Source organism: Shouchella patagoniensis, from assembly GCF_002019705.1.
In the GTDB taxonomy this organism is placed as follows: domain Bacteria; phylum Bacillota; class Bacilli; order Bacillales; family Bacillaceae_D; genus Shouchella; species Shouchella patagoniensis.
The window spans coordinates 385,555-407,214 of sequence record NZ_KV917377.1; the positions used below are offsets into that span (position 1 = coordinate 385,555).

Annotated in this window: 22 protein-coding genes; 10 read left to right on the plus strand and 12 right to left on the minus strand. The window is 38.7% G+C overall.

What is annotated here, in order from left to right:
* Positions 1-29: 29 nt before the first annotated feature.
* Positions 30-566, minus strand: coding sequence for a TraR/DksA C4-type zinc finger protein (locus tag BK584_RS02155; protein WP_078391062.1), 537 nt, complete (start codon positions 564-566; stop codon positions 30-32).
* 61 nt (positions 567-627) lie between these two features.
* A complete protein-coding gene (locus tag BK584_RS02160) occupies positions 628-1,953 on the minus strand; it encodes a 6-phospho-beta-glucosidase (RefSeq protein ID WP_078391063.1) in 1,326 nt (441 codons plus the stop codon).
* A 189-nt stretch (positions 1,954-2,142) separates the two neighbouring features.
* Between BK584_RS02160 and BK584_RS02165 the strand changes: the two genes are divergently transcribed.
* Positions 2,143-2,871 (plus strand): GntR family transcriptional regulator, encoded by a 729-nt coding sequence (locus BK584_RS02165; RefSeq protein WP_078391064.1) that lies wholly within the window; start codon positions 2,143-2,145, stop codon positions 2,869-2,871.
* Between the two features lie 27 nt (positions 2,872-2,898).
* Positions 2,899-3,615, plus strand: a complete 717-nt coding sequence (gene chbG / locus BK584_RS02170; RefSeq protein WP_078391065.1) for a chitin disaccharide deacetylase — start codon at positions 2,899-2,901, stop codon at positions 3,613-3,615.
* A gap of 51 nt (positions 3,616-3,666) precedes the next feature.
* On the opposite strand, the gene BK584_RS02175 is transcribed toward chbG, so the two are convergent.
* From BK584_RS02175 to fadH, 8 genes are all read right to left on the minus strand, one after another.
* Positions 3,667-4,431 (minus strand): ABC transporter permease, encoded by a 765-nt coding sequence (locus BK584_RS02175; protein ID WP_078391066.1) that lies wholly within the window; start codon positions 4,429-4,431, stop codon positions 3,667-3,669.
* A complete protein-coding gene (locus BK584_RS02180) occupies positions 4,428-5,351 on the minus strand; it encodes an ABC transporter ATP-binding protein (protein ID WP_078395352.1) in 924 nt (307 codons plus the stop codon). Before BK584_RS02180 ends, BK584_RS02175 begins: the two co-directional genes overlap by 4 nt.
* Positions 5,352-5,527: 176 nt before the next feature.
* On the minus strand, positions 5,528-7,966 hold the full coding sequence (gene parC, locus BK584_RS02185; RefSeq protein WP_078391067.1) for a DNA topoisomerase IV subunit A: 2,439 nt from the start codon (positions 7,964-7,966) through the stop codon (positions 5,528-5,530).
* Complete coding sequence (gene parE, locus BK584_RS02190) at positions 7,967-9,937, minus strand: DNA topoisomerase IV subunit B (RefSeq protein ID WP_078391068.1); 1,971 nt, start codon at positions 9,935-9,937, stop codon at positions 7,967-7,969. It abuts the gene before it with no gap.
* A gap of 225 nt (positions 9,938-10,162) precedes the next feature.
* Positions 10,163-10,570, minus strand: coding sequence for a CoA-binding protein (locus BK584_RS02195; RefSeq protein WP_078391069.1), 408 nt, complete (start codon positions 10,568-10,570; stop codon positions 10,163-10,165).
* Positions 10,571-10,588: 18 nt separating this feature from the next.
* Positions 10,589-12,136, minus strand: a complete 1,548-nt coding sequence (locus BK584_RS02200) for an ABC transporter permease/substrate-binding protein (RefSeq protein WP_078395354.1) — start codon at positions 12,134-12,136, stop codon at positions 10,589-10,591.
* A 125-nt stretch (positions 12,137-12,261) separates the two neighbouring features.
* A complete protein-coding gene (locus BK584_RS02205) occupies positions 12,262-13,290 on the minus strand; it encodes an ABC transporter ATP-binding protein (protein ID WP_078391070.1) in 1,029 nt (342 codons plus the stop codon).
* 279 nt (positions 13,291-13,569) lie between these two features.
* Positions 13,570-14,358, minus strand: a complete 789-nt coding sequence (gene fadH / locus BK584_RS02210) for a 2,4-dienoyl-CoA reductase (RefSeq protein WP_078391071.1) — start codon at positions 14,356-14,358, stop codon at positions 13,570-13,572.
* A gap of 198 nt (positions 14,359-14,556) precedes the next feature.
* Here fadH and BK584_RS02215 point away from each other — a divergent pair, with 198 nt between their 5' ends.
* The 5 genes from BK584_RS02215 (at position 14,557) to BK584_RS02230 (ending at position 17,833) form a co-directional block, all read left to right on the plus strand.
* The gene (locus BK584_RS02215; RefSeq protein ID WP_078391072.1) at positions 14,557-15,627 is read left to right on the plus strand and encodes a tyrosine-type recombinase/integrase; all 1,071 of its coding nucleotides are present in this window, start codon (positions 14,557-14,559) and stop codon (positions 15,625-15,627) included.
* A gap of 182 nt (positions 15,628-15,809) precedes the next feature.
* Positions 15,810-16,448, plus strand: a complete 639-nt coding sequence (locus tag BK584_RS02220; RefSeq protein ID WP_169871015.1) for a MarC family protein — start codon at positions 15,810-15,812, stop codon at positions 16,446-16,448.
* A gap of 145 nt (positions 16,449-16,593) precedes the next feature.
* Positions 16,594-17,115: a PepSY-associated TM helix domain-containing protein gene (locus BK584_RS25010; RefSeq protein ID WP_245808789.1), complete on the plus strand. Its 522-nt coding sequence runs from the start codon at positions 16,594-16,596 to the stop codon at positions 17,113-17,115.
* Positions 17,116-17,122: 7 nt separating this feature from the next.
* The gene (locus BK584_RS25015) at positions 17,123-17,602 is read left to right on the plus strand and encodes a PepSY domain-containing protein (protein ID WP_245808790.1); all 480 of its coding nucleotides are present in this window, start codon (positions 17,123-17,125) and stop codon (positions 17,600-17,602) included.
* Positions 17,603-17,614: 12 nt separating this feature from the next.
* The gene (locus BK584_RS02230; RefSeq protein ID WP_078391074.1) at positions 17,615-17,833 is read left to right on the plus strand and encodes a hypothetical protein; all 219 of its coding nucleotides are present in this window, start codon (positions 17,615-17,617) and stop codon (positions 17,831-17,833) included.
* Between the two features lie 271 nt (positions 17,834-18,104).
* On the opposite strand, the gene BK584_RS02235 is transcribed toward BK584_RS02230, so the two are convergent.
* Positions 18,105-19,601: a carboxypeptidase M32 gene (locus BK584_RS02235; RefSeq protein ID WP_078391075.1), complete on the minus strand. Its 1,497-nt coding sequence runs from the start codon at positions 19,599-19,601 to the stop codon at positions 18,105-18,107.
* Between the two features lie 123 nt (positions 19,602-19,724).
* On the opposite strand from BK584_RS02235, the gene BK584_RS02240 reads away from it, so the two are divergent.
* The 3 genes from BK584_RS02240 (at position 19,725) to BK584_RS02250 (ending at position 21,340) form a co-directional block, all read left to right on the plus strand.
* Complete coding sequence (locus tag BK584_RS02240) at positions 19,725-20,024, plus strand: iron-sulfur cluster biosynthesis family protein (RefSeq protein WP_245808970.1); 300 nt, start codon at positions 19,725-19,727, stop codon at positions 20,022-20,024.
* 92 nt (positions 20,025-20,116) lie between these two features.
* Positions 20,117-20,869, plus strand: coding sequence for a threonine/serine exporter family protein (locus BK584_RS02245; protein WP_078391077.1), 753 nt, complete (start codon positions 20,117-20,119; stop codon positions 20,867-20,869).
* Positions 20,870-20,878: 9 nt separating this feature from the next.
* Complete coding sequence (locus tag BK584_RS02250; protein ID WP_078391078.1) at positions 20,879-21,340, plus strand: threonine/serine exporter family protein; 462 nt, start codon at positions 20,879-20,881, stop codon at positions 21,338-21,340.
* A 16-nt stretch (positions 21,341-21,356) separates the two neighbouring features.
* Here BK584_RS02250 and BK584_RS02255 read toward each other — a convergent pair whose 3' ends face one another.
* A complete protein-coding gene (locus BK584_RS02255) occupies positions 21,357-21,632 on the minus strand; it encodes a DUF2564 family protein (RefSeq protein ID WP_078391079.1) in 276 nt (91 codons plus the stop codon).
* Positions 21,633-21,660: the final 28 nt, after the last annotated feature.

Consider the following 21,660-nt stretch of genomic DNA (forward strand, 5'->3'; position numbering starts at 1 on the left):
CTGTAGACATTGGGTCTACAGCTTATTTCTTATTGATTGGATTGTTCATCCTTTTGCTCGCTATAATGAAGTGCAGCATCCCTCTCGCCAGAATGAGCTCCTGCGTCTTGTTCTCGTTCTAATTCACGAGTGGTCTCTGTATCCCGGTTCATTTCGGCATGTGCAAGCCCAATTGAGCGATCTTCTTCTCCACTATCAGAATAAGGTTCTTCTGCTTTCGCTTGGGCCTCAGTAGTTCGTTTTGCATAAGGCAATGCTTCTAATCGATCATAAGGTATGTTTTCACCTGTATCTACACAAATGCCATACGTTCCATCTTCCATTCGTGCTAAGGCTTCATTAATCTCATTTAGTCTCTCTTGATCTGCTTCATTTATCGTTTGTGTCTTCACTCGATCTTCGTATTCTGATGCTGTTTCTGCAATATGATTATCTGTTCCTCGTGCAATGTCTCCACGTGCTTCAGACATCTCACCATCAACTGTCGATGTTCTATTCTCTATACTCTCTTTCATCTCCAGTAATTCACTTTTCAAAAATGATTGTTGTTTCTTAGACAATCCCATTACTAATCTGCCTCCTTTAATCACTTCCTATCTACCTTTCCCGCTTTTAATAAAACACAAACTAGAAGGATGGCTGTTTTAGACTAAATTGAGGCAAATATGCACTGTGAGCAGAAATCAATTCTTCCATCACGGTCTCAACTTGAGACTCATCTCGTACAAGAGGATTCATAATTAATGCTTGATAAACAAGTGCTCGATCTCCAGTTATAGCCGCTTCTATTACTAATTCTTCAAATGCTTTTAATAATTGGATATGGCCTTTAATTGCTTTGGGCATTTCTCCAATAACAATAGGCTGCACTCCACTAGATCCAATGAGTGCATTTGTTTCAATGACAGCATCGTATGCTAGCCCAGTAATCGTCCCTTTGTTCACTGTGTTAATGGTTTGAATATCTTTTTTATTGTTATAAATACTTGTCATTACACTGCAAGCTGCATCACTATAGTAAGCGCCGCCTCGTTGTTCAAGTTCTTTTGGTTTTTCTGCTAAATCTTTATTGGCATATTTCGCAAAGAGCTCTTTTTCTACTTTTTGGACAATTTCAGCCCGAGTTCCTTTTTGTTTATAGGATTCAATGCTTTTTTGAAGCATTGCAGCTGGTTTAAAATAATAGGAATGATACGGATTTGGAAGTAATTTAAAGGATGTTAGAAATGTTTTCGACCAATCATCGGCAACAATATTAGCTGGTTTATAAGTAGAATCATCGACTATTGACTGCATGACTTCTTTTGTACGATCCACACCTTTTATTGTGACGCGACGTCCGAATGAAAAATGGTTTAATCCGATGAATTCGATTTCAACCTCGTCTACATGAGTTGAAAACGTTTTCGAGATACTCGTTCTCATATTATAAGGAATATTACAAACCCCGATGACTTTCTGATGGGTGGTATGTTTGGTGATCGCTTCTGTTACGATGCCAGCGGGGTTCGTGAAATTAATTAACCAAGCATCTGGACAAAGTCTTCTCATATCATTGGCGATTTCTAGCACAACAGGGATCGTTCTCAACGCTTTAAATAAACCACCTGCACCATTCGTTTCTTGCCCAAGTAGTCCATATGATAAAGGAATTCGTTCATCCTTCTCCCTTGCCTCCAAACCCCCGACACGTATCTGATTACAAACAAAGTCCGCATGAATTAAAGCTGACTGTCGGTTAAACGATAGGACAACTTTAATAGGTAATGTTGATTTTTCGATCATTCGAATTGCTAACTGTTTAATGATTTGTGCTTTCTCTTTGCCAGGATCAATATCAACTAGACAGATTTCCGTGATAGGAAATTCTTTATATCGGTTAATTAACCCTTCAATAATTTCCGGGGTATAGCTTGATCCAGCACCAATAATAACTACTTTTAAAGAGTTCATCTTTCTAGCTTCCCTCCTCTATTTTTAAAAAGTTTTATTATTCCAACTTATCATAACAAATAAAAGAAGTCTAGCTTTAATTGTAATAACAAGTAAAAAGTAGTTGTTTCTACACAAGTGTTCATATGTACGCTTTAACATACGATATGTTACAATGGTACTCATGAGAACAGTAAAGGAGTGCTGTAGATGGATGTCCCGCAAAAAGACCAATCATTGCATGCGCAAGTAAAAGACGAAATTATTAAACGAATTGAATCAGGGGAGTATCCAGTCCAATCGCAACTACCTACAGAAGCAGAATTCTGCGAAAAATTCAATGTCAGCCGCACAACTGTTCGCCAGGCCTTGCAGCAGCTTAGCCAAGAAGGTTTTGTATATAGACGACAAGGTCGAGGCACATTTGTTGCTGAGCCCAAAATTAGGACATCCCTTTCACAAACAGTAATCTCTTTTAATGAACAACTTGCTTTACAGGGAAAACAACCTGACATTCAAATTCTATCGCTTAATCTCATTCCCGCCAATCATACGATCGCATCTTCTTTAAAACGAGATACGAATGACCCCATCCATAAACTAGTTCGGATGCGTTACGGTGATGGGAAACCACTTCAATATGAAATTGCTTATATTCCATGGGCTATTGCACCTGGACTAACGCAAGAGCAATGCAAAGTTTCATTATATGGTGCTCTTCGAAAAGAGTATGATATTCATATTGCTAGAACGGAAGAGCATTTGCAGCTTACTTTCGCTGATGAAAACATTAGTAAGTTACTACAAATCGAAGAACATACACCTTGTTTTTATTTAGAAACATCTGCTTTTCTAGAAAACGGGGTTGTTGCTGAATACTCACAAACGTATTTTCATGGTGAACGTGCTAGTTTTGTTATTGAACGTGTTTACAATTAATTGTAACAATAAAGGAGAATAATGAAAATGCCTACTCTCATTATAAATGCGGACGACTTCGGTTTAACAAAGGGAGTTAATTACGGAATCGTAGATAGTTATTTGGATGGGATTGTTTCATCTACAACCATGCTCGTAAATACGCCAGGTACAAATCATGCGGTCTCATTGGCAAAAGAACATCCACAGTTAGGTGTCGGTATCCATCTAGCTCTAACGATAGGAAAACCAGTCTTGAAAACGGTCTCCTCTTTGATTGACGAAGAAGGAAATTTTAAGCGACTGGCCCAGCAACGTAATGAACAAACGATTGATCTTGATGAAGTCTTAAAGGAATGGACGGCGCAAATTGAAACATTTTATGGATACGGCTTGCGTCCAACTCATCTAGACAGTCACCACCATATTCATACTTGGTCCCACCTTGTGCCAGTTATTGAGCAATTAAGTAAGACGTATCATCTTCCTTGGAGAAACAACTTTGATGTCCCTCCACTTAATATAAAGGTGGTTTCAACTGTTTTTGATAGTAGGTTTTATAAAGAAGGCGTGCATTCAGAGTCAATTGATGCAATTTTATTTGAACATAATGATAAGGAGACAGTTGAAGTGATGTGTCATCCTGGTTATATCGACCAAGACCTACTTCAACTATCTTCATACACGACAGAAAGGGCATTAGAAGCACAGATTCTGACATCCTTTACTCTTCCTGAATACTGTCGTACGAGCAAAGTACGGTGAGGTATAAAAATGAAAAGCCCTCCATTTTGCGGAGGGCTTTTTTCTATGACTCTATAAAACATCTCTCTTTTTAAAAACAATGTGTGCAAGCACTAGGAAAATAACGCCATGTAATCCGATAAACAGGATTGATTGCCACGCATAGTCAAACGGCTGTTGGATAAACGTTTCTTCCATGTAATAAATATTGACTAGATCAAGGTGAGTAAAGATGACCCATTTTGGCCATTCATAGAAATTAAGCAAAATCGTAAAAATGTCTCCAAAGAAATAGGGGATAAGCGTAATAACAATGGTTAAGGCCGTACTTCTAGTCAAACAAGCAACGAGTACTGCGAGCATAATGTAGAACAACATACTTGGTAAGGAATAGGCTACAAGGCTCATCATTGTATTCGCGCCATCTGTCCAAGAAACATTTGAACCAAATAAGATCATGTTAATTAAAAACAAGACAAAAGCGATTAATAAGTAGAAAAGAATACCTAAAACAGCCATGCTAAACCATTTCGTTACTAATAATTTTGTTCGAGAAACTGGGCGTATAAGTAACTGTTTTGCAGTACCAGATCTAAATTCTCCTGCAATTGCGCCTGACACTTGAATGACCATGTAAATATTAATGATCGGTGCCAGTAAAGGGAAACCAAGTTCTAAAAATAAGGATCCTGTTAGTCCCCCATTATCTAATGAATTTAAGAAGACGGTTAGCCCTGTTCCAAGTAAAATACATGCAGCAATAACAACAATAAATACCCATATTTTTCTGCCATACCATGCTTTCATCCATTCATTTTTCATTAATGCCATGATCATACACCTTTACCTCCTTTTGATTCGGTTAAGGAGAAATAAGCGTCTTCTAATCGCTTCTTATATGAAACACCATAAACAGATAGTCCCTTATCCGTTAATAAGCGAATAATCTTCGGAATGTCTTGATATGTTTGTTCATGAACTTCAACACCAGTTTCCGTTTTTGTGACGTGGAAAGATTGGTTTAACAGTTCCAACGCCGAATCAGGTGGTTGAACTTCAATTGTAACGGTCATTTTATCGGTTTCAGCAGCAATTGCTTTGACACTTACTTCATCAACTAACTTGCCGTCCTTAATAATGACCGCTCGGTCGCAAAGAAGTTCGATTTCACTAAGCTGGTGGCTTGAAACGAGCAAAGTAACTTCCTCTTCTTCTGCAAGCTTTCGCAAATAATCACGGAGATCACGAATCCCTTGTGGGTCAAGCCCATTTGTCGGCTCGTCAAGAATAAGAACACTCGGACTATGTAAGATCGAAATTGCGATACCAAGTCTTTGTTTCATTCCTAATGAGTAAGATTTCACTTTCTTATGTATAGCGTGCTCTAAGTCAACAAGTCTGACAACCTCATCAACTCGTTCTTGACCAATAGATCGTGGACTCATATCTGCAAAATGTTTAAGGTTTTGCATCCCTGTTAAATACAGATACAAATCAGGATTTTCGACAATTGCGCCAACATGTTCAAGCGCTTGCTCTCTGTTTTTCGAGATACTATTGCCTTCAATAAAAACCTCTCCAGTATCAGGTTTGATTAACGAGACGATCATTCGAATTGTTGTTGTTTTCCCAGAGCCATTCGGACCTAGAAACCCATAAATCTTACCTCGTTCTAAAGAGAATGATAAATCTTGAATAACGTTATTCTTTCCAAGACGCTTATTCAATTTTTCTACAACGAGTGGAAATGCATTCATATCCATAAACTCTCTCCTTTCCAGATAAACCCATTATACGCATAGAGTTTTTCAATCGTACAGCCAAACGCATCAGCTAAAGGTTCTTTTTCTTGTATACGTATATGTTTTATCTTTGGTTTCACATCTGTTAGAAAAAGAAGAGCCATGCAATCAATGTGCATGACTTTTCTTTGTTATTCGAAGTTGGTCGTATCAATGGAATGTCGCATGGACACCGCATTCCCAAGTTCATGTTGATCAAATGCATACGAACCATTTGAATATCGGTCTGAACGTCGATACTCTTTTGGCGAAACGACGACTTGTTTTTCGTTTTCAGTTGAGATAATAAATTTGTCACTCTGTGATTTTATGCGTCTAAAGCCCACCAATCGATGTGGATTGCTTTTCAGTTCTCTAAGAAGCAACAAACCACGTTTTGCACGACTTGATTTTTCAAATTCCGTTATGGCCATTCGTTTAACTGCACCTCTTTGAGTGGCACAGATAAATTCGACTGTTTCTTCAAGACCGAAGGCTTCAACTCCAACGACCTCATCGCCTTCTTTTAAATTCATTCCTTTGACACCCGCTGCCCGCTGGCCCACTAGTGACACATCGGATTCAGAAAACCACAATCCATACCCAAAGGTTGAAACAGCAAATAACTCTTTATTGCCATCCGTGTGTAACACAGCGACAACTTCATCCCCTGCTTTTAGTTTTAATGCCATTAATGGTTTAGAATGACGCTGTGCCTGATAAAGACTTAATTGTGTTCGTTTTGCCATTCCATGCTTCGTCATGAATAACAGAGATTCATCTTCTTTAAAATCTCGAATAATCTTTGCATCCAGTACTTCATCATCCGGATCCAGTGGAATTAGGTTCGCAACATGTTGACCATCATCTTTCCAACGGATGTCTGGCAATTGATGAATAGGGACATACAGGTAGCTTCCTTTTTTTGTAAATAGAAGCAAGACATCAGTTGTGCTTGCTACAGATGAATGCAGCAAACTATCTCCTGTTTTCATTCCTGGGGCGTCCTTGCTTGATGCCGTATAAGACCGAATGCTCGTACGCTTCACATAGCCAGCGTGTGTAATCGTTACACGAACATCTTCTGCAGCAATTAGTTCGTCCATATTAATTTTCAGTTCTTCAATTTCTTCTTTAATTTCCGTTCTACGTTCCGAAATGAACTTTTTCTTGACGCCATTCATTTCACGTTTAATGACAGATATTAGCTTTTTTTCACTCCCAAGAATCGCTTGTAGCTCGGCAATTTTCTTTTGTAGTTCATCCGCTTCTTTTTGCAAAGTCGTAATATCTGTATTTGTTAAACGGTAAAGCTGTAAATTAACAATTGCTTCAGCTTGTGGTTCCGTAAATTCAAATTCATGTTGAAGATTGAGTTTAGCGTCCTTTTTATCTTTTGAAGCCCGGATTACTCGGATAACATCATCAAGAATGGAAACCGCTTTAATTAACCCTTCAACAATGTGTGCTCGTTCTTGAGCTTTACGTAATTCAAATTTTGATTTACGTGTAAATACTTGCTTCTGGTGGTCAATATATGCTTGCATTAATGCTTTGAGCCCCATAAGCTGAGGGGTCTTATTATAAATAGCAACCATATTAAAGTGATAAGCAACTTGAAGATCAGTATTTTTTAAAAGGTAATGTAAGATAGCATTTGGTTCTGCTTCTTTTTTTAGCTCAACAACAATGCGCAAACCTGTACGGTCGGTATCATCTCGTACTTCTGCGATGCCATCCACTTTTTTATCAAACCGAATTTCATCCATTTTCTTAACTAGATTCGCTTTTACAACCTCATACGGAATTTCGGTAATAACAATTTGTTTTCGACCACCACGAACTTCTTCAATCTCTGTTTTCGCTCGTACAATTACTTTTCCTTTACCCGTTTCATATGCTTGACGTATACCATCAAGTCCTTGAACAATGCCGCCAGTAGGGAAATCTGGTCCTTTTACAATTTGAAGTAATTCATCTAAAGTCGTTTGAGGTTTTTCCATCAAAAGCACTGTCCCATCAATAATTTCTGGGAGGAAGTGTGGAGGGATATCCGTAGCGTATCCTGCAGAAATACCTGTGGAACCGTTCACAAGTAGGTTCGGGAACATCGCCGGAAGAACAACGGGTTCTTCAATCGAATCATCAAAATTAGGAATGTAATCAACTGTCCCTTTATCTAAATCTCGCATCAATTCAGCACTAATTGCCGACAGTCTCGCTTCTGTATAACGCATAGCCGCTGGTGGATCGCCATCAATTGATCCATTATTCCCATGCATGTCAATAAGCAGTTGGCGAACTTTCCAATCCTGGCTCATGCGTACCATTGCTTCGTAGACGGAACTATCACCATGAGGATGATAATTACCAATTACATTACCGACTGTTTTTGCCGCTTTCCGGTAAGGCTTGTCCGCTGTATTACCGTCATTGTACATCGCATAGAGAATACGACGCTGAACCGGTTTTAACCCATCACGCGCATCCGGAAGGGCACGTTCTTGAATAATATATTTGCTATAGCGGCTGAACCGGTCGCCAATGACATCTTCTAAAGGAAGGTCTAGATAACGTTCTGATTTTGCCAATTACTTTTCCTCCCCTATATGCAAGTTTTCATTTTCGAGAATATTTGTTTCTTCTTCTAAACCAAAAGCAACATGAGATTCAATCCACTTACGTCTTGGTTCAACTTTGTCACCCATTAATGTCGTGACATGCTTCTCTGCTCGTGCAGCGTCTTCAAGTTTAACTCGTATAAGAGTACGCATGGTTGGGTCCATTGTCGTTTCCCAAAGCTGGGTTGCATTCATTTCCCCGAGTCCTTTATAACGTTGTACAATTGAACCTTTCCCAATTGTTTTTAGCGCTTTTTGTAGTTCATCTTCATCCCATGCATACTCTAATTGTTCTTTTTTTCCTGTCCCTTTACTAACCTTATAAAGGGGAGGCAAAGCAATATAAATTTTGCCGGAATCAAGAAGTGGTTTCATGTATCGGTAGAAAAACGTAAGCAATAATACTTGGATGTGAGCTCCATCTGTATCGGCATCTGTCATGATAACAATTTTATCGTAATTGCAATCAGCAACCTCAAAATCAGCGCCAACGCCAGCTCCGATCGTATGGATAATCGTACGGATTTCTTCGTTTTTCATAATGTCATCAAGCTTTGCTTTTTCTGTATTAATAACTTTTCCACGCAATGGAAGGACCGCTTGGAATTTACGATCACGTCCCTGTTTAGCTGAACCACCTGCAGAGTCACCTTCAACCAAATAAAGTTCATTCCGATCTGGATTTCTCGATTGAGCAGGAGTCAATTTTCCACTTAATAACACGTCTCTACGTTTATTTTTCTTTCCATTTCTCGCGTCTTCCCGTGCTTTTCTTGCGGCTTCGCGAGCTTGGGCAGCCTTGATCGATTTTTTTAACAATGTATTAGCGACCGTTGGATTTTCTTCAAGAAAATAAGACATTTTTTCAGAGACAATTGCGTCCACAGCTGATCTTGCTTCAGTAGTACCTAATTTACTTTTTGTTTGGCCTTCAAATTGCAACTTCGCTTCTGGTACACGGACTGAAATGATTGCAGTAAAACCTTCACGAATATCTGAGCCATCTAAGTTTTTATCTTTTTCTTTCAGCAAACCTATTTTCCTAGCATGTTCATTTATGATTCGAGTCATAGCTGTTTTTGCACCTAATTCGTGTGTACCACCATCACGCGTACGGACATTGTTCACGAACGACAAGACATTTTCTGTATATGCATCATGAAATTGAAAAGCAAGATCCATTTCTATTTCATTTGCAAGACCTGAAAAAGATACGACACTATGTAACGGTTCTTTGCCCTCGTTTAAATAATCGACAAATGCTTCTAGTCCAGTATCGTATTTAAATACCTCGTCCATCTCTTTTCCAGAACGCTCATCTTTTAATTCGATCGTAACGCCCTTTAACAAAAACGCAGCTTCCCTTAAACGCTCTGCTAATGTCTCAGTATTAAAATTGGTTGATGAAAAAATGGATGCATCAGGTTTAAAGCGTACCGTCGTTCCAGACGTTCGTGCTTTTCCCTTTTTTTCTAGAGTTGTTGCTGGCTTGCCACCTTTTTCAAACCGCTGGACATAGCGATTTCCGTCACGCTTAATATCAACTTCTAACCACTCGGATAAAGCATTAACAACAGAAGCACCAACACCGTGTAATCCTCCGCTCGTTGCATATCCTCCTTGTCCGAATTTTCCGCCAGCATGAAGCACTGTAAAAATCACTTCTGGTGTCGGTTTACCAGAGCGGTGCATGCCAACTGGCATTCCTCTTCCTTCGTCTTGTATCGATACACTTTCGTCTTTGTGTAAGGTTACTTTTATCGTAGCTCCATGGCCACCTAATGCTTCATCCACTGCATTGTCAACGATTTCGAAAACAAGATGGTGAAGGCCTCTTACGTCAGTAGATCCTATGTACATCCCGGGTCTTTTTCGTACTGCTTCTAGACCTTCTAGGACTTGAATTGCATCATCGTTATATTCCAGATGTTGTTTTGACATTCCGTTCTCCCTTCCTACTTTATATACAAGTGTAACACGAACTTCTGTTCTGTTGAACGAGAACTTCTATCCTTCTTTATTTTAGCCATTGTTTTCCTACTTGCAACAGTTTTTTCTAATAAAACCTTATCACGTTCTACTTTATTGTAGCAAATCCGTACATACTTTTAGGTTTAACGTAAGGAAAGAGAAAGCCCGCACGGAGTTCATCCGTGCGGGTTCAAATCATTTAAACTTCGCGTGCTCTACTTTAATACAACGATCCATTACTGTCTCAACACCATGTTCTTTTAAATAATGATAGGCTTCTTCATTGACTACACCAAGTTGTGCCCAAAAAGAATCAATTCCTTGTTCAACGGTTTCTTTTGCGATGTCAGGAAGGTATTCGCTTCGTCTAAAAACATTAACCATATCTACAGTACCTTCAATATCTTTCAAAGAAGCGTACGATTTCTCACCTAAAACAACATCCGTATTAGGATTTACTGGGATAATCGTATATCCAGCTCTTTGCATTGCTTCAGACACCATGTAGCTTGTCCGATCTGGATTATCGGACAGTCCTACTACTGCAATTCGCTTCTTTGTATCTAATAGCTGCTTAATTTGCACATCACTTGGATTTTTCATTTTGGTCACTCCTCACTACTAATTTAAAAGTCCTTGTTGCTGTAAAAAGTCTCTTGCAACATCTAAGGGGTTTTCGTCATTAATATCAACACGGTAATTCAGTTCAGAGATTTCATCAACTGTACCAATGCCAGCTAGTTGGTTTAAAATGCCTTCTAACTCCGGATATTCGTCCATTGTTGAGCCGCTCACAAGAGGTGCTGCTTGATAAGGTGGGAATAAAGTCTGGTCATCTTCTAATACAACCATTTCGTATTCAACGAGTTGTGGGTCTGTTGAAAACACATCACTCAGCTCAATACTTCCGTTACTAATTGCTTGGTAGCGAGTACTTACATCAATCGAAGTCACATTAGCAAAGTCAAACCCATAAACGTCTTCGAATCCTGCATACCCATCTTCGCGATCCATAAATTCAAAAGTGAAACCTACTTTTAAGTCATTTGAGTGAGGAGCGAGATCTGAAATGCTCTCAATAGCTAATTCCTCTGCACGATCTTTAGGTATGGCTAAAGCGTAGGTATTTTGGAATCCCATTGGTTCTAAGAAATAATCTCCCGTAGCTTCCATTATGCCGTCTCGTGCTTGTTCATAAGATTCACGTTCATCATAACTGAATTCTTCTTGATTAAGCAAATCAGCGAGTACCGTACCACTAAATTCAGGATAAATGTCCACGTCACCAACTTCAAGAGCATTAAAATTAACACTGGTCGTACCTAGTGGAGCAACCACTTCTACGTTTAAATCGGTTTCTTCTTCAATTAACAATTTGTACATATTTGCTAAGATTGGTGGTTCAGGCCCCATCTTTCCGCCTATAACGAGATCTGCTTGATCCTCTCTAAAAAAGGACAAAACAGGTGGGATTAAGACAATGACTAATGCAATGGCCGTGACACTAATCATTGGTTTATAAGAAGCCCGTTTTTTGCTTTTCGGTCCTCTTTCCAATAAACGAAGAATAAGGTCTAAACTAATTGCTAGCAAAGCTGCTGGTAATGCGCCAAATAGGATATACTCATTGCTCGTTCGTTGAATTCCAGTCATAATGATTTGACCAAGACCACCTCCACCAACTAAAGCTGCGAGCGTCGCCGTACCAACAATCAGAACCATGGACGTACGTATTCCCGCCATTACTGTTGGCATGGCAAGGGGTAGCTCCACTTTAATCAGGCTTCGATAAGAGCTCATGCCCATTCCTCTTGCAGCTTCAACAATTGGTGTCTCGACTTCGCGGATACCTGTATACGTATTTCGAAGAATAGGTAATAAAGCGTATGCGGTTAAAGCAATGATAGCAGGTGTTGTACCAATACCTACAAGCAAAACTAAAAATCCTAGCAAAGCCAAAGAAGGAATGGTCTGCAAGACTGCAGCAATGCCAATAATCCATTCAGAATAGCGATTGTACCTAGTCAGTAAGATACCTAGTGGGACAGCAATAGCAATGGCAATTAATAAAGAGATTAAAGATAGCTGCAAATGTTCCCAAAAGGAATTTAATAATAGATCAGATCGTTCACGAAACAGAGTAAAATAAGATTCCCAAAAATTCGTCATTCCATTGTTTTTAGCATGATCCAAACGAGGTTTTCGTGTCCTACTGAATCAGCATTTCCTCATTAAGTAGCATTAGGACGATGCATTTATAGTTTTTAGATGTATGAACGACTTACTGCTACTTGTTACTGAACAGTCAATCTTGCGAGTGCTTGATAAGAAATAACCCCAATCAACTTCCCTTTTTCTTGAACTGGAACAGCGGGCAAGTTCCGCTCTTCTAATACATCAAACGCTTCACGGATTGTACTAGTAGATGGAATTGTGATTGGACCACTAATGAGTTTTCCTTGGTAGCAAGCTTGAGACAATTCTTCGTTTGGATTCACACTAAATTGTAGTTCGGGTTGCTCCAAATCAATTTCACTATGCACATAAGCACTCTCCTGCAACGGAACCACAGCATCATCCAATTCAAATGATTTTCCTTCAGACGCTCGATTCATAAAGTCTGAAACAGAAGGTGAAGCAGGATTTTTTTGTAGTTCTTCTACGGTACCGATTTGTATGATCTCTCCGTTTTCCATCATTCCAATTCGATCACCAAGTTTTGCAGCTTCATTCATATCATGTGTAACAAAGACGATTGTTTTTTTGATTTTTTGTTGAAGCTTTTTAATATCATGTTGTAGTTGTTCTCTAACCAATGGATCTAATGCACTAAAAGGCTCGTCCATCAATAAAATGTCAGGGTCTGCAGCAAGAGCTCTCGCGACGCCCACCCGTTGCTGTTGGCCACCAGAAAGGTCTGAAGGCAATCGATCTCTATACAACTCTGGTTCCATCCCAACTAGTTCTAACAATTCATCAACTCTTGTTGAGATCTCTGTTTGCTTCCATTTTTTCATTTCAGGAACAACTGCTATGTTTTCAGACACGGTCATGTGAGGAAACAAGGCTATTTGTTGCAATACATAGCCAATACTCCATCTAAGTTCATTAATATTTGCTTCCGCTGCGTTTGTCCCTTTAATTTTGATCACCCCTGAAGAAGGCTCAATTAATCGGTTAATCATTTTTAATGTGGTTGTTTTTCCACATCCACTCGGACCAATTAATACAAAGAATTCTCCTTGTTCGATCGTAAACGAAAGCTCACTTACCGCTTTCGTACCATGAGTAAATTCTTTACTCACTTGTTGAAACGTAATCAAAGTCACCCTCACTCCTTCTTATAAAAAAGATCTCTTGAATATACCCCTTATCTTTATAAATGAACCTTCATTTTACATGAAACATGCAAGAGAATCATTCATACGCTATTTTAGTTAATTAAGTAATAGATTTTTGGTGAAATAGATGCTTATTTCTTTACAGAAAACGGATTAACCATTCCCTAACAATTAACCGGAGAAGAAAGTATCGTTAGTTTACCTATGTCATTCTTTACTATACAAAAACACACAAGGCTGCAAGCCTTGTGTGTTTTATTCTTATAGAAAGGCAGCTGCTCCAGTTTGAAAACCAGACTGTCCTATCGATTGACCGCCGTCCATTGTAATACATGTTCCATTAATATAGGAGCCTTCTTTGGAAAAAAGATAAGCTGCAAGACCCGCGATTTCTTGTCCTTTCCCAAAACGATGCAACGGGACACTTGCTAAAGCCATCTTATGTGCTTTTTCACTTTGAATGAGCTTGTCAACCCCACCAGTCTCTTCAATCGGACCAGGCGCAATTGCATTCACTCGTATACCGTATTGGCTGCCCCATTCTACAGCAAGCGTTTTTGTCATCGCAAGAACGCCGGCTTTTGCGCTAGCAGAGTGAACGACTCCTGGACCTCCAGTCCATGCATATGTAGCCACAATGTTAATAATCGTTCCTTTGGCGTCTTCGCTAATCCAGCGCTTTCCGATTACTTGTGTCATATGCCATGTACCGTTTAAAACAATGTCTACAACTGAATTCCAGCCATTTTCACTTAATTCCTCTGCTGGGCATAGAAAATTGCCAGCTGCATTGTTAATTAAGCCTGTGATCGACCCGATTGAATGATAAACTTCTTCAACCATCTTCTCAATATCATTTCTATTTCGCACGTCTAATTGAAAAGTTGACACCTGGCCTGGAAATGTCTCAATTTCATTTTTTGTTTCAGCTAACTTATCTGCATTTCTCGCACAAATAACAACATAAGCACCATCGTCAGCAAAGCGTTTCGCCATCGCTTTACCCATGCCATTGCTTCCGCCTGTAATGACAATTACTTGTTTTTCCATTCGTTTCTCCTTCCTTCTCGCAAGTGAGAACCCCTCCCTATCATTATGCAAAAAAACGAATCATTTTGAAAGGGTTTTCATTGATTTAAGTAAGGTATTTTATTAACCGACTTGCTTCTAAACGCAAAAACAACGTTCTGTGAAATCAACATTTCACAGAACGTTGTTTTTGCGTTAAACTAGATGTGAGGTGAAAAGATGTCCGTATTTGCTAAATTAAATCAACAGGTATTAAAAGATGAAACGAAACAAATGAACCATTTTTCAGCCCGTTACAAGCGGTATAACGAGATGCCTGCATTTATACAAGATTACATCAAACATATTGCCGCCCTAGGCTATAGTTCAGCCACGATACAGCGGTATTTATATGACTACGTTGATTTTTTTTCATATGTAAAGAGGCATTCTGATGAAAATGTGTTTAACTCAAAAGAAATAGACATCCTTGATTTCTCTCAATTAAATGAACAAGGAATTGAACATTATGTCTCTTATCTATCGCTTGAGGTACAAAATGAAGCAAAAACAATCAACCGTAAATTATCAGCACTTCAATCATTGTTTGCTTACTTAGTAAAAAATCATGGCTTATCTCAAAATCCCGTCTTACAAGTTACGAGACCAAAAATGAAAAAACGTGATCCTGTATATTTAACGGTTAGCGAGATTAAAGAGATTACTGATTTGATCTTATCTGATAAAGGCCTCTCCACTCGCCAAAAAAGTTATCACAAACGTCTTCATTTACGAGATTACGCGATTATGATGACTCTCGCTCGAACAGGTCTGCGGATTTCCGAATTAGCAAGCCTTCGCTATTCTCAATTTGATACATTTCGTAATGAACTAATTGTCTACGGAAAAGGAAATAAAGAACGGGTCATCCCATTACCGACTGATTTAGTTAACATAATAAATAATTATGTTAACTCACTGCCCGATCATATAAAACCTGCAGGTGCAAAACCATTATTTATTGGCTTTGATTTCAAAACTGGTATGTATACATCTTCTCTATCAGTCAGCGCACTTCAAAAAATGATTCAACGACAGTTTCTACGCGCCTCAAAAGAACTACCTTCTTTTCGAGATCGTGCTTTATCTGCTCATAAATTGCGTCATAGCTTTGCGACAGCGCTAGTTAAGAACGGAATTGATGTATTAACCATTCAACAACTTTTGGGACATAGTTCAGTCGCGACCACACAAGTATATGCCCATGTTCATCAGGATGCGAAGCGACATGCAATGAATCAATTTAATTAATTTTAAAAATTTTTTTTCCGTGCATACTATGCCAAGCCTTGGTTACACTACAACCAACTCGCTTTACGATCTGCTAACTATTACCAGTAACTAATAGCTAGCTTGACAAGCACAACAGCCCTGAACGAATGGGAACAACGTCCATTTGTTTAGGCAGTATAATGGAAAAGGAGCGTAATGGCATGTTTTCGTTTTTTATCCACGCCTTTGTGTCTATCTTTACAATCTTGAACCCAATTGCAAACATCCCGCTGTATTTAGGGTTTTCTAAGAATCAAGATGTAAAAGAAATGAAGCAAATTGCACTTAAAGCTATTATGATAGCTCTGGGTATATTGACGACTTTTCTGCTGCTCGGTCAATTTTTATTTTCGCTGTTTCACATCTCGATAACTAGTTTACGTGTAATCGGAGGCATTATTATATTCGGAATTGGTTACCACCTCATTCGCTCAAAGAATATAAAGAGCCCCTATTTGCATCCAAAGGAACAAAGAAAGAAAAGGGATGCTCCTTACATGTCAATATGGGCTCCTACTGGCCCTGCTACAGTAGAAACAGTGAAACGTTTAACATTAAGTCAACGCAATCGCTGGGTACATTTGAGCAATATCTGTATCACTTTTATTGCATTTTGTTTTGTAATTACAATTACAGCTGGTGGGTTATTTCTAGCTAAATGGTTACAAGGTCAATCAGCTAGTACAGGGCTGTTCGTTTTTACGAAACTTGCAGGCTTTTTATTAACTGTCATTGCACTTGAAATGCTTTTAACTGGTTTGACAGATATACTCCCTGTTATTGAACGAAAAACGGCATGAATTAGAGCCACTTTCCTTATAAGGAAAGTGGCTCTAATTATTTTCCCAATCTACTCCCACCATTCTTTTCTCATAATTTATTCTTTTCTAGTGTATTGTTATTACAATAGTTAATACATCATTACAAAAGAAAAGAGGAATGGCGTTGACTAAAAGGTCTGAGTCAGCAAGTCATAACGTTTATCGAACAATTTGGCGATGGCATTTTTATGCCGGGTTAATCATTGCTCCAGTTTTATTAATTCTAGCTATAACTGGTGGAATCTACTTGTTTAAAGGAAATATTGAAGCGGTTATTTACAGTGATTATTATGAAGTTGAACCCAACACTACTGAAACCGTATTCTCTCCAAGTGAGCTGATTGAGAGTGCTATAACCGCTTACGATCATGTTGATTCAGTCATTTCTTATAGCCCGAATGAAGTTGCTACTAAGTCGGTTGAAGTGGGCGTGATTTTTCAAGACGGTTCTTCTGGAACCATCTTTATGGATCCTTATTCAGGTGAGGAATTAGGTCTACTTCTCGACAACGAGCGGGTTATCGATCGTTTAATTGAGCTACATAGCGAACTCATGGCAGGTACATTCGGTGATCGACTCGTGGAACTAGCCGCATCTTGGACCATTATCTTAATGATAAGCGGTGTATATCTTTGGTGGCCTTGATCGTAACATGCACCCTAGTTTCACCGCTTATTTTCCGAAAAGCGACTCGGGGTCTTTTACTCTATCTGCTTTTCCAAATAAAGCACAAGATGAAGCGACAATGTACATTGACCAATATACTGGAGCAGTGCTGGCTGATTACCGTTACGCTGATTACGGGTTTATTGGAAAAGTGATGGCTACTGGTATTACAATTCACAAAGGGTTAGAATTCGGAATTGCCAATCAACTTTTTGACCTTCTTATTTGTATTGGTTTAATATGGATTATCATCTCTGGTTTTTTCTTGTGGCGACGTCGCAAACCGCAAGGGCATATTGGTGCCCCAAGAGCAATTTCCGTTCGCCGTATTCGCGTATTAATTATTACGCTGGCCCTATTGGTGCTTATTTTCCCGCTAGTTGCCATCTCACTAGTCCTTGTGTTCGCTATTGATTATCTACTGATCCAAAAAATTGAGCGGCTGAAGAATTATTTTCAAGCTTAGGAGGCAGGAATTTTGCGCTTTGTATTCATGGTAATGTTTTTTGTTGTTCTTTTGTCCGGCTGTGCGATTAATAGTAATAACCATGAATCCTACACGGATTTTAAACCGCTAGAAGTAAGCGTCCACCTATCAGATACTATCAATGAAGGTGGCGATCAAAAAATCTTCGCATTTGTTTCACAAGATAATCAAGACATTTCAAATGCAGAACTAGTCAGATTCGAAGTTTGATCGAATAACCATAATCAACATGAATGGATTACTGCAACTTCCGAGGGCGATGGTGTATACTCTGCAGACATTCATTTTACTGAAGAAGGCCTTTATTTCGCAAAGGCATTAACACAAGTCGGAGATTTATTTGCAATGCCTACAAAACGATTCGCAGTCGGCAAACTAACCCCAGAAGAAGCTCGTGTTTTAATAGAAGGCAGCAAACAGACCTATTCCAGCGACCACTCTCACCATTAAGAAAAACCAGCTTAAAGGCTGGTTTTTCTAATTATAGTTCATACAAACGACTATACTTTTCGGTTAAGTAGTTAAAAAGAGGTTGAGCATCAATTCCAGCACCAGTGATATCGTGTAAAATTTCTTTTGGTTTTTTTAGCTTACCAAATTGATGAACGTGTTCCGTAAGCCATTCTCTAATAACATGAAGCTGGTTTGTTCGAATCAATTCATCGAAGTTAGGTAAGTCTTTGAGAATCGCTTCTTTAAGTTGTGCTGCATATATAAGACCTAATGCATACGATGGAAAGTAGCCAAATAAACCGGCGGACCAATGAACATCTTGGAGAACTCCCTCTCCATCATGCCCTGGTTGAATTCCGAAGTATTCTTCCATCTTTTTGTTCCAAAGTGTTGGTAGATCTTTTACTTCAATCGACCCATCAAACAATCCCTTTTCAAGCTCGTATCGCAAAATAATATGCAGACAATACGTCAATTCATCTGCTTCAATTCGAATAAGTGAAGGTTTTGCTTCATTTAAAGCGAAATAAAATGTTTCTAAAGAAACGTCATCAAACTGACCACTTGAATATTGTTTTAAGACTGGGTAAGATGTTTCCCAGAATGGAAGGGCTTGGCCGACGAATTTTTCCCAAAAAAGGGACTGAGACTCATGAATACCCATTGATGTCCCTGAAGCAAGAGGTGTCCCCATTAATTTCGCATCAATATTTTGTTCATAGAGAGCATGCCCTCCCTCATGAACTGTGCCTAAAAGGGCAACACGAAAGTCACTTTCATCATATTTTGTCGTGACTCGGACATCATTGGGGTTAATTCCAATAGCAAATGGATGAACGGTTTCATTTAAGCGTCCACGCTCAAAGTCGTACCCCATTGTCTCAAGAATGGAGGAGCTTAATTCCTCCTGTGCTTTCTTAGGAAAATGAATAAATAAAGAAGTAGTATCAGGCTTTTTCTTAGAAGCTGTTACCTTTTTAACTAGTGGGATTAGCTTCTCTTTCAAATCATTAAAAACGACATCCAATGTTTCTGTATAAACACCAGGTTCGTAATCATCTAGTAAAGTATTATAAGGGTGCCCTTCATAACCAAGGTAATCAATAAACTTCCGATTGAATGTAACTAATTTTTCTAAATATGGTTGAAACAGTGAAAAATCGCCTTTTTCTTTCGCTTCTTCCCAAACTGATTCAGCTTCTGCTTGCAACATTACATATGCTTTATATTCATCTGCTGGAATCTTCGTATTACGATCATAAAATTTTTGAGTTACTTCTACTGATTTGGCAACGATTTCAGAGAGATTTGATTTTAATTGCAGCTCTTCTAATAAACGTTTCATTTCAGTTGAAGTTGACATCGCAAACACTTCACTTGAAAGAGTGCCCATGACCTCCGAGCGTTGACCAATTGATTTCTTAGGAGCGCCTGTGCGAGAGTCCCACGCCATTAATGATAGTGCTTGAGAATAATGATTCATCTTTTTTACTAACTCCATAAATTCTGTTTCGACATTTTTCATTTCACATAACCCCTTTCTTTCCTTATAGAATAGCAGTCTTCTTTACTATAAGACAACTACTATGACTGATAACACATCAATATGTTAAAATGAGCAAGTTAGGAGTGGTCTACGGTGAAATTAATGATTACTGAAAGAGCAGCAAATTTTTATAAAAAAGAAATGGATTTAAATAGTGGGGATATTCTCCGACTCTATGTTCGTGTTGGTGGAATTGGTTCTGGTGGATTCTCAATTGGAATTATGCACGAGCAAGAGTGGCGAGGGTCTTTTTCTGTGGAACAAAGCGGTATCCTATTCGCTGTGACAGAAGATGATTTTTGGTATGTAGATGGAATGACAATTGATTATGATCAAGATATGGATATGGTAGTTTATCATCAACCGAAATTCGATGACCTTCATCATCCATTGCAAACATAAGAATCGTAATCAGGAAATGATTGTAATCATTTCCTGATTTTCTTTCATACCAAATGGTACAGTACGTGTGTAAGAATGAAGGAGAAGGTAAAATGGATCAAGATCGTATTATAGAAACGTGTTTACTCGCTGGAAAAATCATGCTACAAAGTGGAGCAGAGACAACACGAGTAGAAGATACAATGGAGCGACTCATTACAAAAGCGGCCGGTCTACCTCGTTCCCAACAAAACTATACATATGTGACCGTAAATGGCATTTTTGCCAAAATGGATTCTGGCCAAACCAGTTTTGTTCGAATTGACCATCGTGATCATAATTTAGACAAAGTCTCAAAAGTTAACCAAATCTCTCGTTCTTACGCCGAAGGAAAAATGAATTGGCAAGAAGTAACTCTTGCTTTAGAAGCATTAGAAAAAGAAGAAATGTCGATTCCTCTATATTTAAAACTTTTGTGCACATCTGCATTGAGTGGGAGTATCATGCTCATTTTAGGGGGCGCATTCATTGACCTTCCAGCCGCAATGCTCGCTGGGCTAGTTTCTTATATTGTCTACTTATTATTATGGAATTTTGTTCAAGTTCCTTTTTTAAGTGAATATATCGGTACATTTGCAGGAGGCTTAGTTGGCTTTGCGCTCTCATTACTAATTGGAGAGAATTTGCATTTAATTATGATTGGCGCAGTGGTACCTCTTGTTCCTGGTATTGCCATCACAAATGCGATTCGTGACTTACTTGCAAAGCATTACATTTCAGGAAGCATCCGTGCCCTTGAAGGAATTCTAATTGCCGCCTCACTTGGCGCGGGTATAACAACTGTCTATTATCTTTTCATTATATAGGAGACATTTATGCTGTCATTTTTGCTCACTCATACTATTTTTAGTTTTATGGCTTCAGTTTCATTTGCCGTAATCTGTAATGTGCCAAAAAGATCCATTCTTACTGGAGGGTTTGTAGGAATGATTGGCTGGCTCGGCTTTATTTTACTCCAAGAAAACGAAATAGGCATTTTTAGATCAAGCCTTGTGTGCTCTTTATTGCTTGCTTTTGTAGGTTTTATAGCTGCCCGTATTCAAAAAGTGCCTTTTACAGTCTATTACATTCCTGGCATTGTACCAGTAGTTCCCGGCATTACGTTTTATGAAGCTTTTTATCAATTGCTTATAAGGGAATACCGTGAATCTGCTTTTGTTTTGCTTGATGTTGCCTATAGTGCGGTTGGGTTAGCTAGTGGCCTTATTATTGCAGATGTCATTTATCGATACACAACAAAACCCTTTATTAAACCTAAAAAAAACGAGCCGGCTTAAATTGCCGACTCGTTTTTTATTGTAAATCATCTTCAGCTTCATTTAATTGATGTGTTGCTTGATCAAGCAAAGCGGACGAATGAGCAAAAAATGCCTCATCAATATTGTTTTGGTGTGCTAAAGCGCTTTTGAACTGTAATTCTGCCTGATGTAATGCATCATTAGCTGCTTTAATCTGTTCTTCATCCATACTACGAGTCGCTTGACCCACCATATGTTGAGCTGCTTGTATTGCTAACTCAATTTGTTTTAGGTCGCTGTATCCATAGTCATCTTTTGGATAATTGTTCATTTTAATCCCCCTTTTTTATTAGAATAAA

Bases quoted from the DNA above. Each gene is read 5' to 3' on its own strand.
- parE (WP_078391068.1), bottom strand. From the start codon at position 9,937: ATGTCAAAACAACATCTGGAATATAACGATGATGCAATTCAAGTCCTA.
- fadH (WP_078391071.1), bottom strand. From the start codon at position 14,358: ATGGAAAAACAAGTAATTGTCATTACAGGCGGAAGCAATGGCATGGGT.
- BK584_RS25015 (WP_245808790.1), top strand. From the start codon at position 17,123: ATGCACCCTAGTTTCACCGCTTATTTTCCGAAAAGCGACTCGGGGTCT.
- BK584_RS02175 (WP_078391066.1), bottom strand. From the start codon at position 4,431: ATGATCATGGCATTAATGAAAAATGAATGGATGAAAGCATGGTATGGC.
- BK584_RS02215 (WP_078391072.1), top strand. From the start codon at position 14,557: ATGTCCGTATTTGCTAAATTAAATCAACAGGTATTAAAAGATGAAACG.
- BK584_RS02250 (WP_078391078.1), top strand. From the start codon at position 20,879: ATGCTGTCATTTTTGCTCACTCATACTATTTTTAGTTTTATGGCTTCA.
- BK584_RS02180 (WP_078395352.1), bottom strand. From the start codon at position 5,351: ATGAATGCATTTCCACTCGTTGTAGAAAAATTGAATAAGCGTCTTGGA.
- BK584_RS02195 (WP_078391069.1), bottom strand. From the start codon at position 10,570: ATGAAAAATCCAAGTGATGTGCAAATTAAGCAGCTATTAGATACAAAG.
- BK584_RS02165 (WP_078391064.1), top strand. From the start codon at position 2,143: ATGGATGTCCCGCAAAAAGACCAATCATTGCATGCGCAAGTAAAAGAC.
- BK584_RS02155 (WP_078391062.1), bottom strand. From the start codon at position 566: ATGGGATTGTCTAAGAAACAACAATCATTTTTGAAAAGTGAATTACTG.
- BK584_RS02200 (WP_078395354.1), bottom strand. From the start codon at position 12,136: ATGACGAATTTTTGGGAATCTTATTTTACTCTGTTTCGTGAACGATCT.
- BK584_RS02245 (WP_078391077.1), top strand. From the start codon at position 20,117: ATGGATCAAGATCGTATTATAGAAACGTGTTTACTCGCTGGAAAAATC.
- BK584_RS02160 (WP_078391063.1), bottom strand. From the start codon at position 1,953: ATGAACTCTTTAAAAGTAGTTATTATTGGTGCTGGATCAAGCTATACC.
- BK584_RS02220 (WP_169871015.1), top strand. From the start codon at position 15,810: ATGTTTTCGTTTTTTATCCACGCCTTTGTGTCTATCTTTACAATCTTG.
- BK584_RS02240 (WP_245808970.1), top strand. From the start codon at position 19,725: ATGATTACTGAAAGAGCAGCAAATTTTTATAAAAAAGAAATGGATTTA.
- chbG (WP_078391065.1), top strand. From the start codon at position 2,899: ATGCCTACTCTCATTATAAATGCGGACGACTTCGGTTTAACAAAGGGA.
- BK584_RS02255 (WP_078391079.1), bottom strand. From the start codon at position 21,632: ATGAACAATTATCCAAAAGATGACTATGGATACAGCGACCTAAAACAA.
- BK584_RS02235 (WP_078391075.1), bottom strand. From the start codon at position 19,601: ATGAAAAATGTCGAAACAGAATTTATGGAGTTAGTAAAAAAGATGAAT.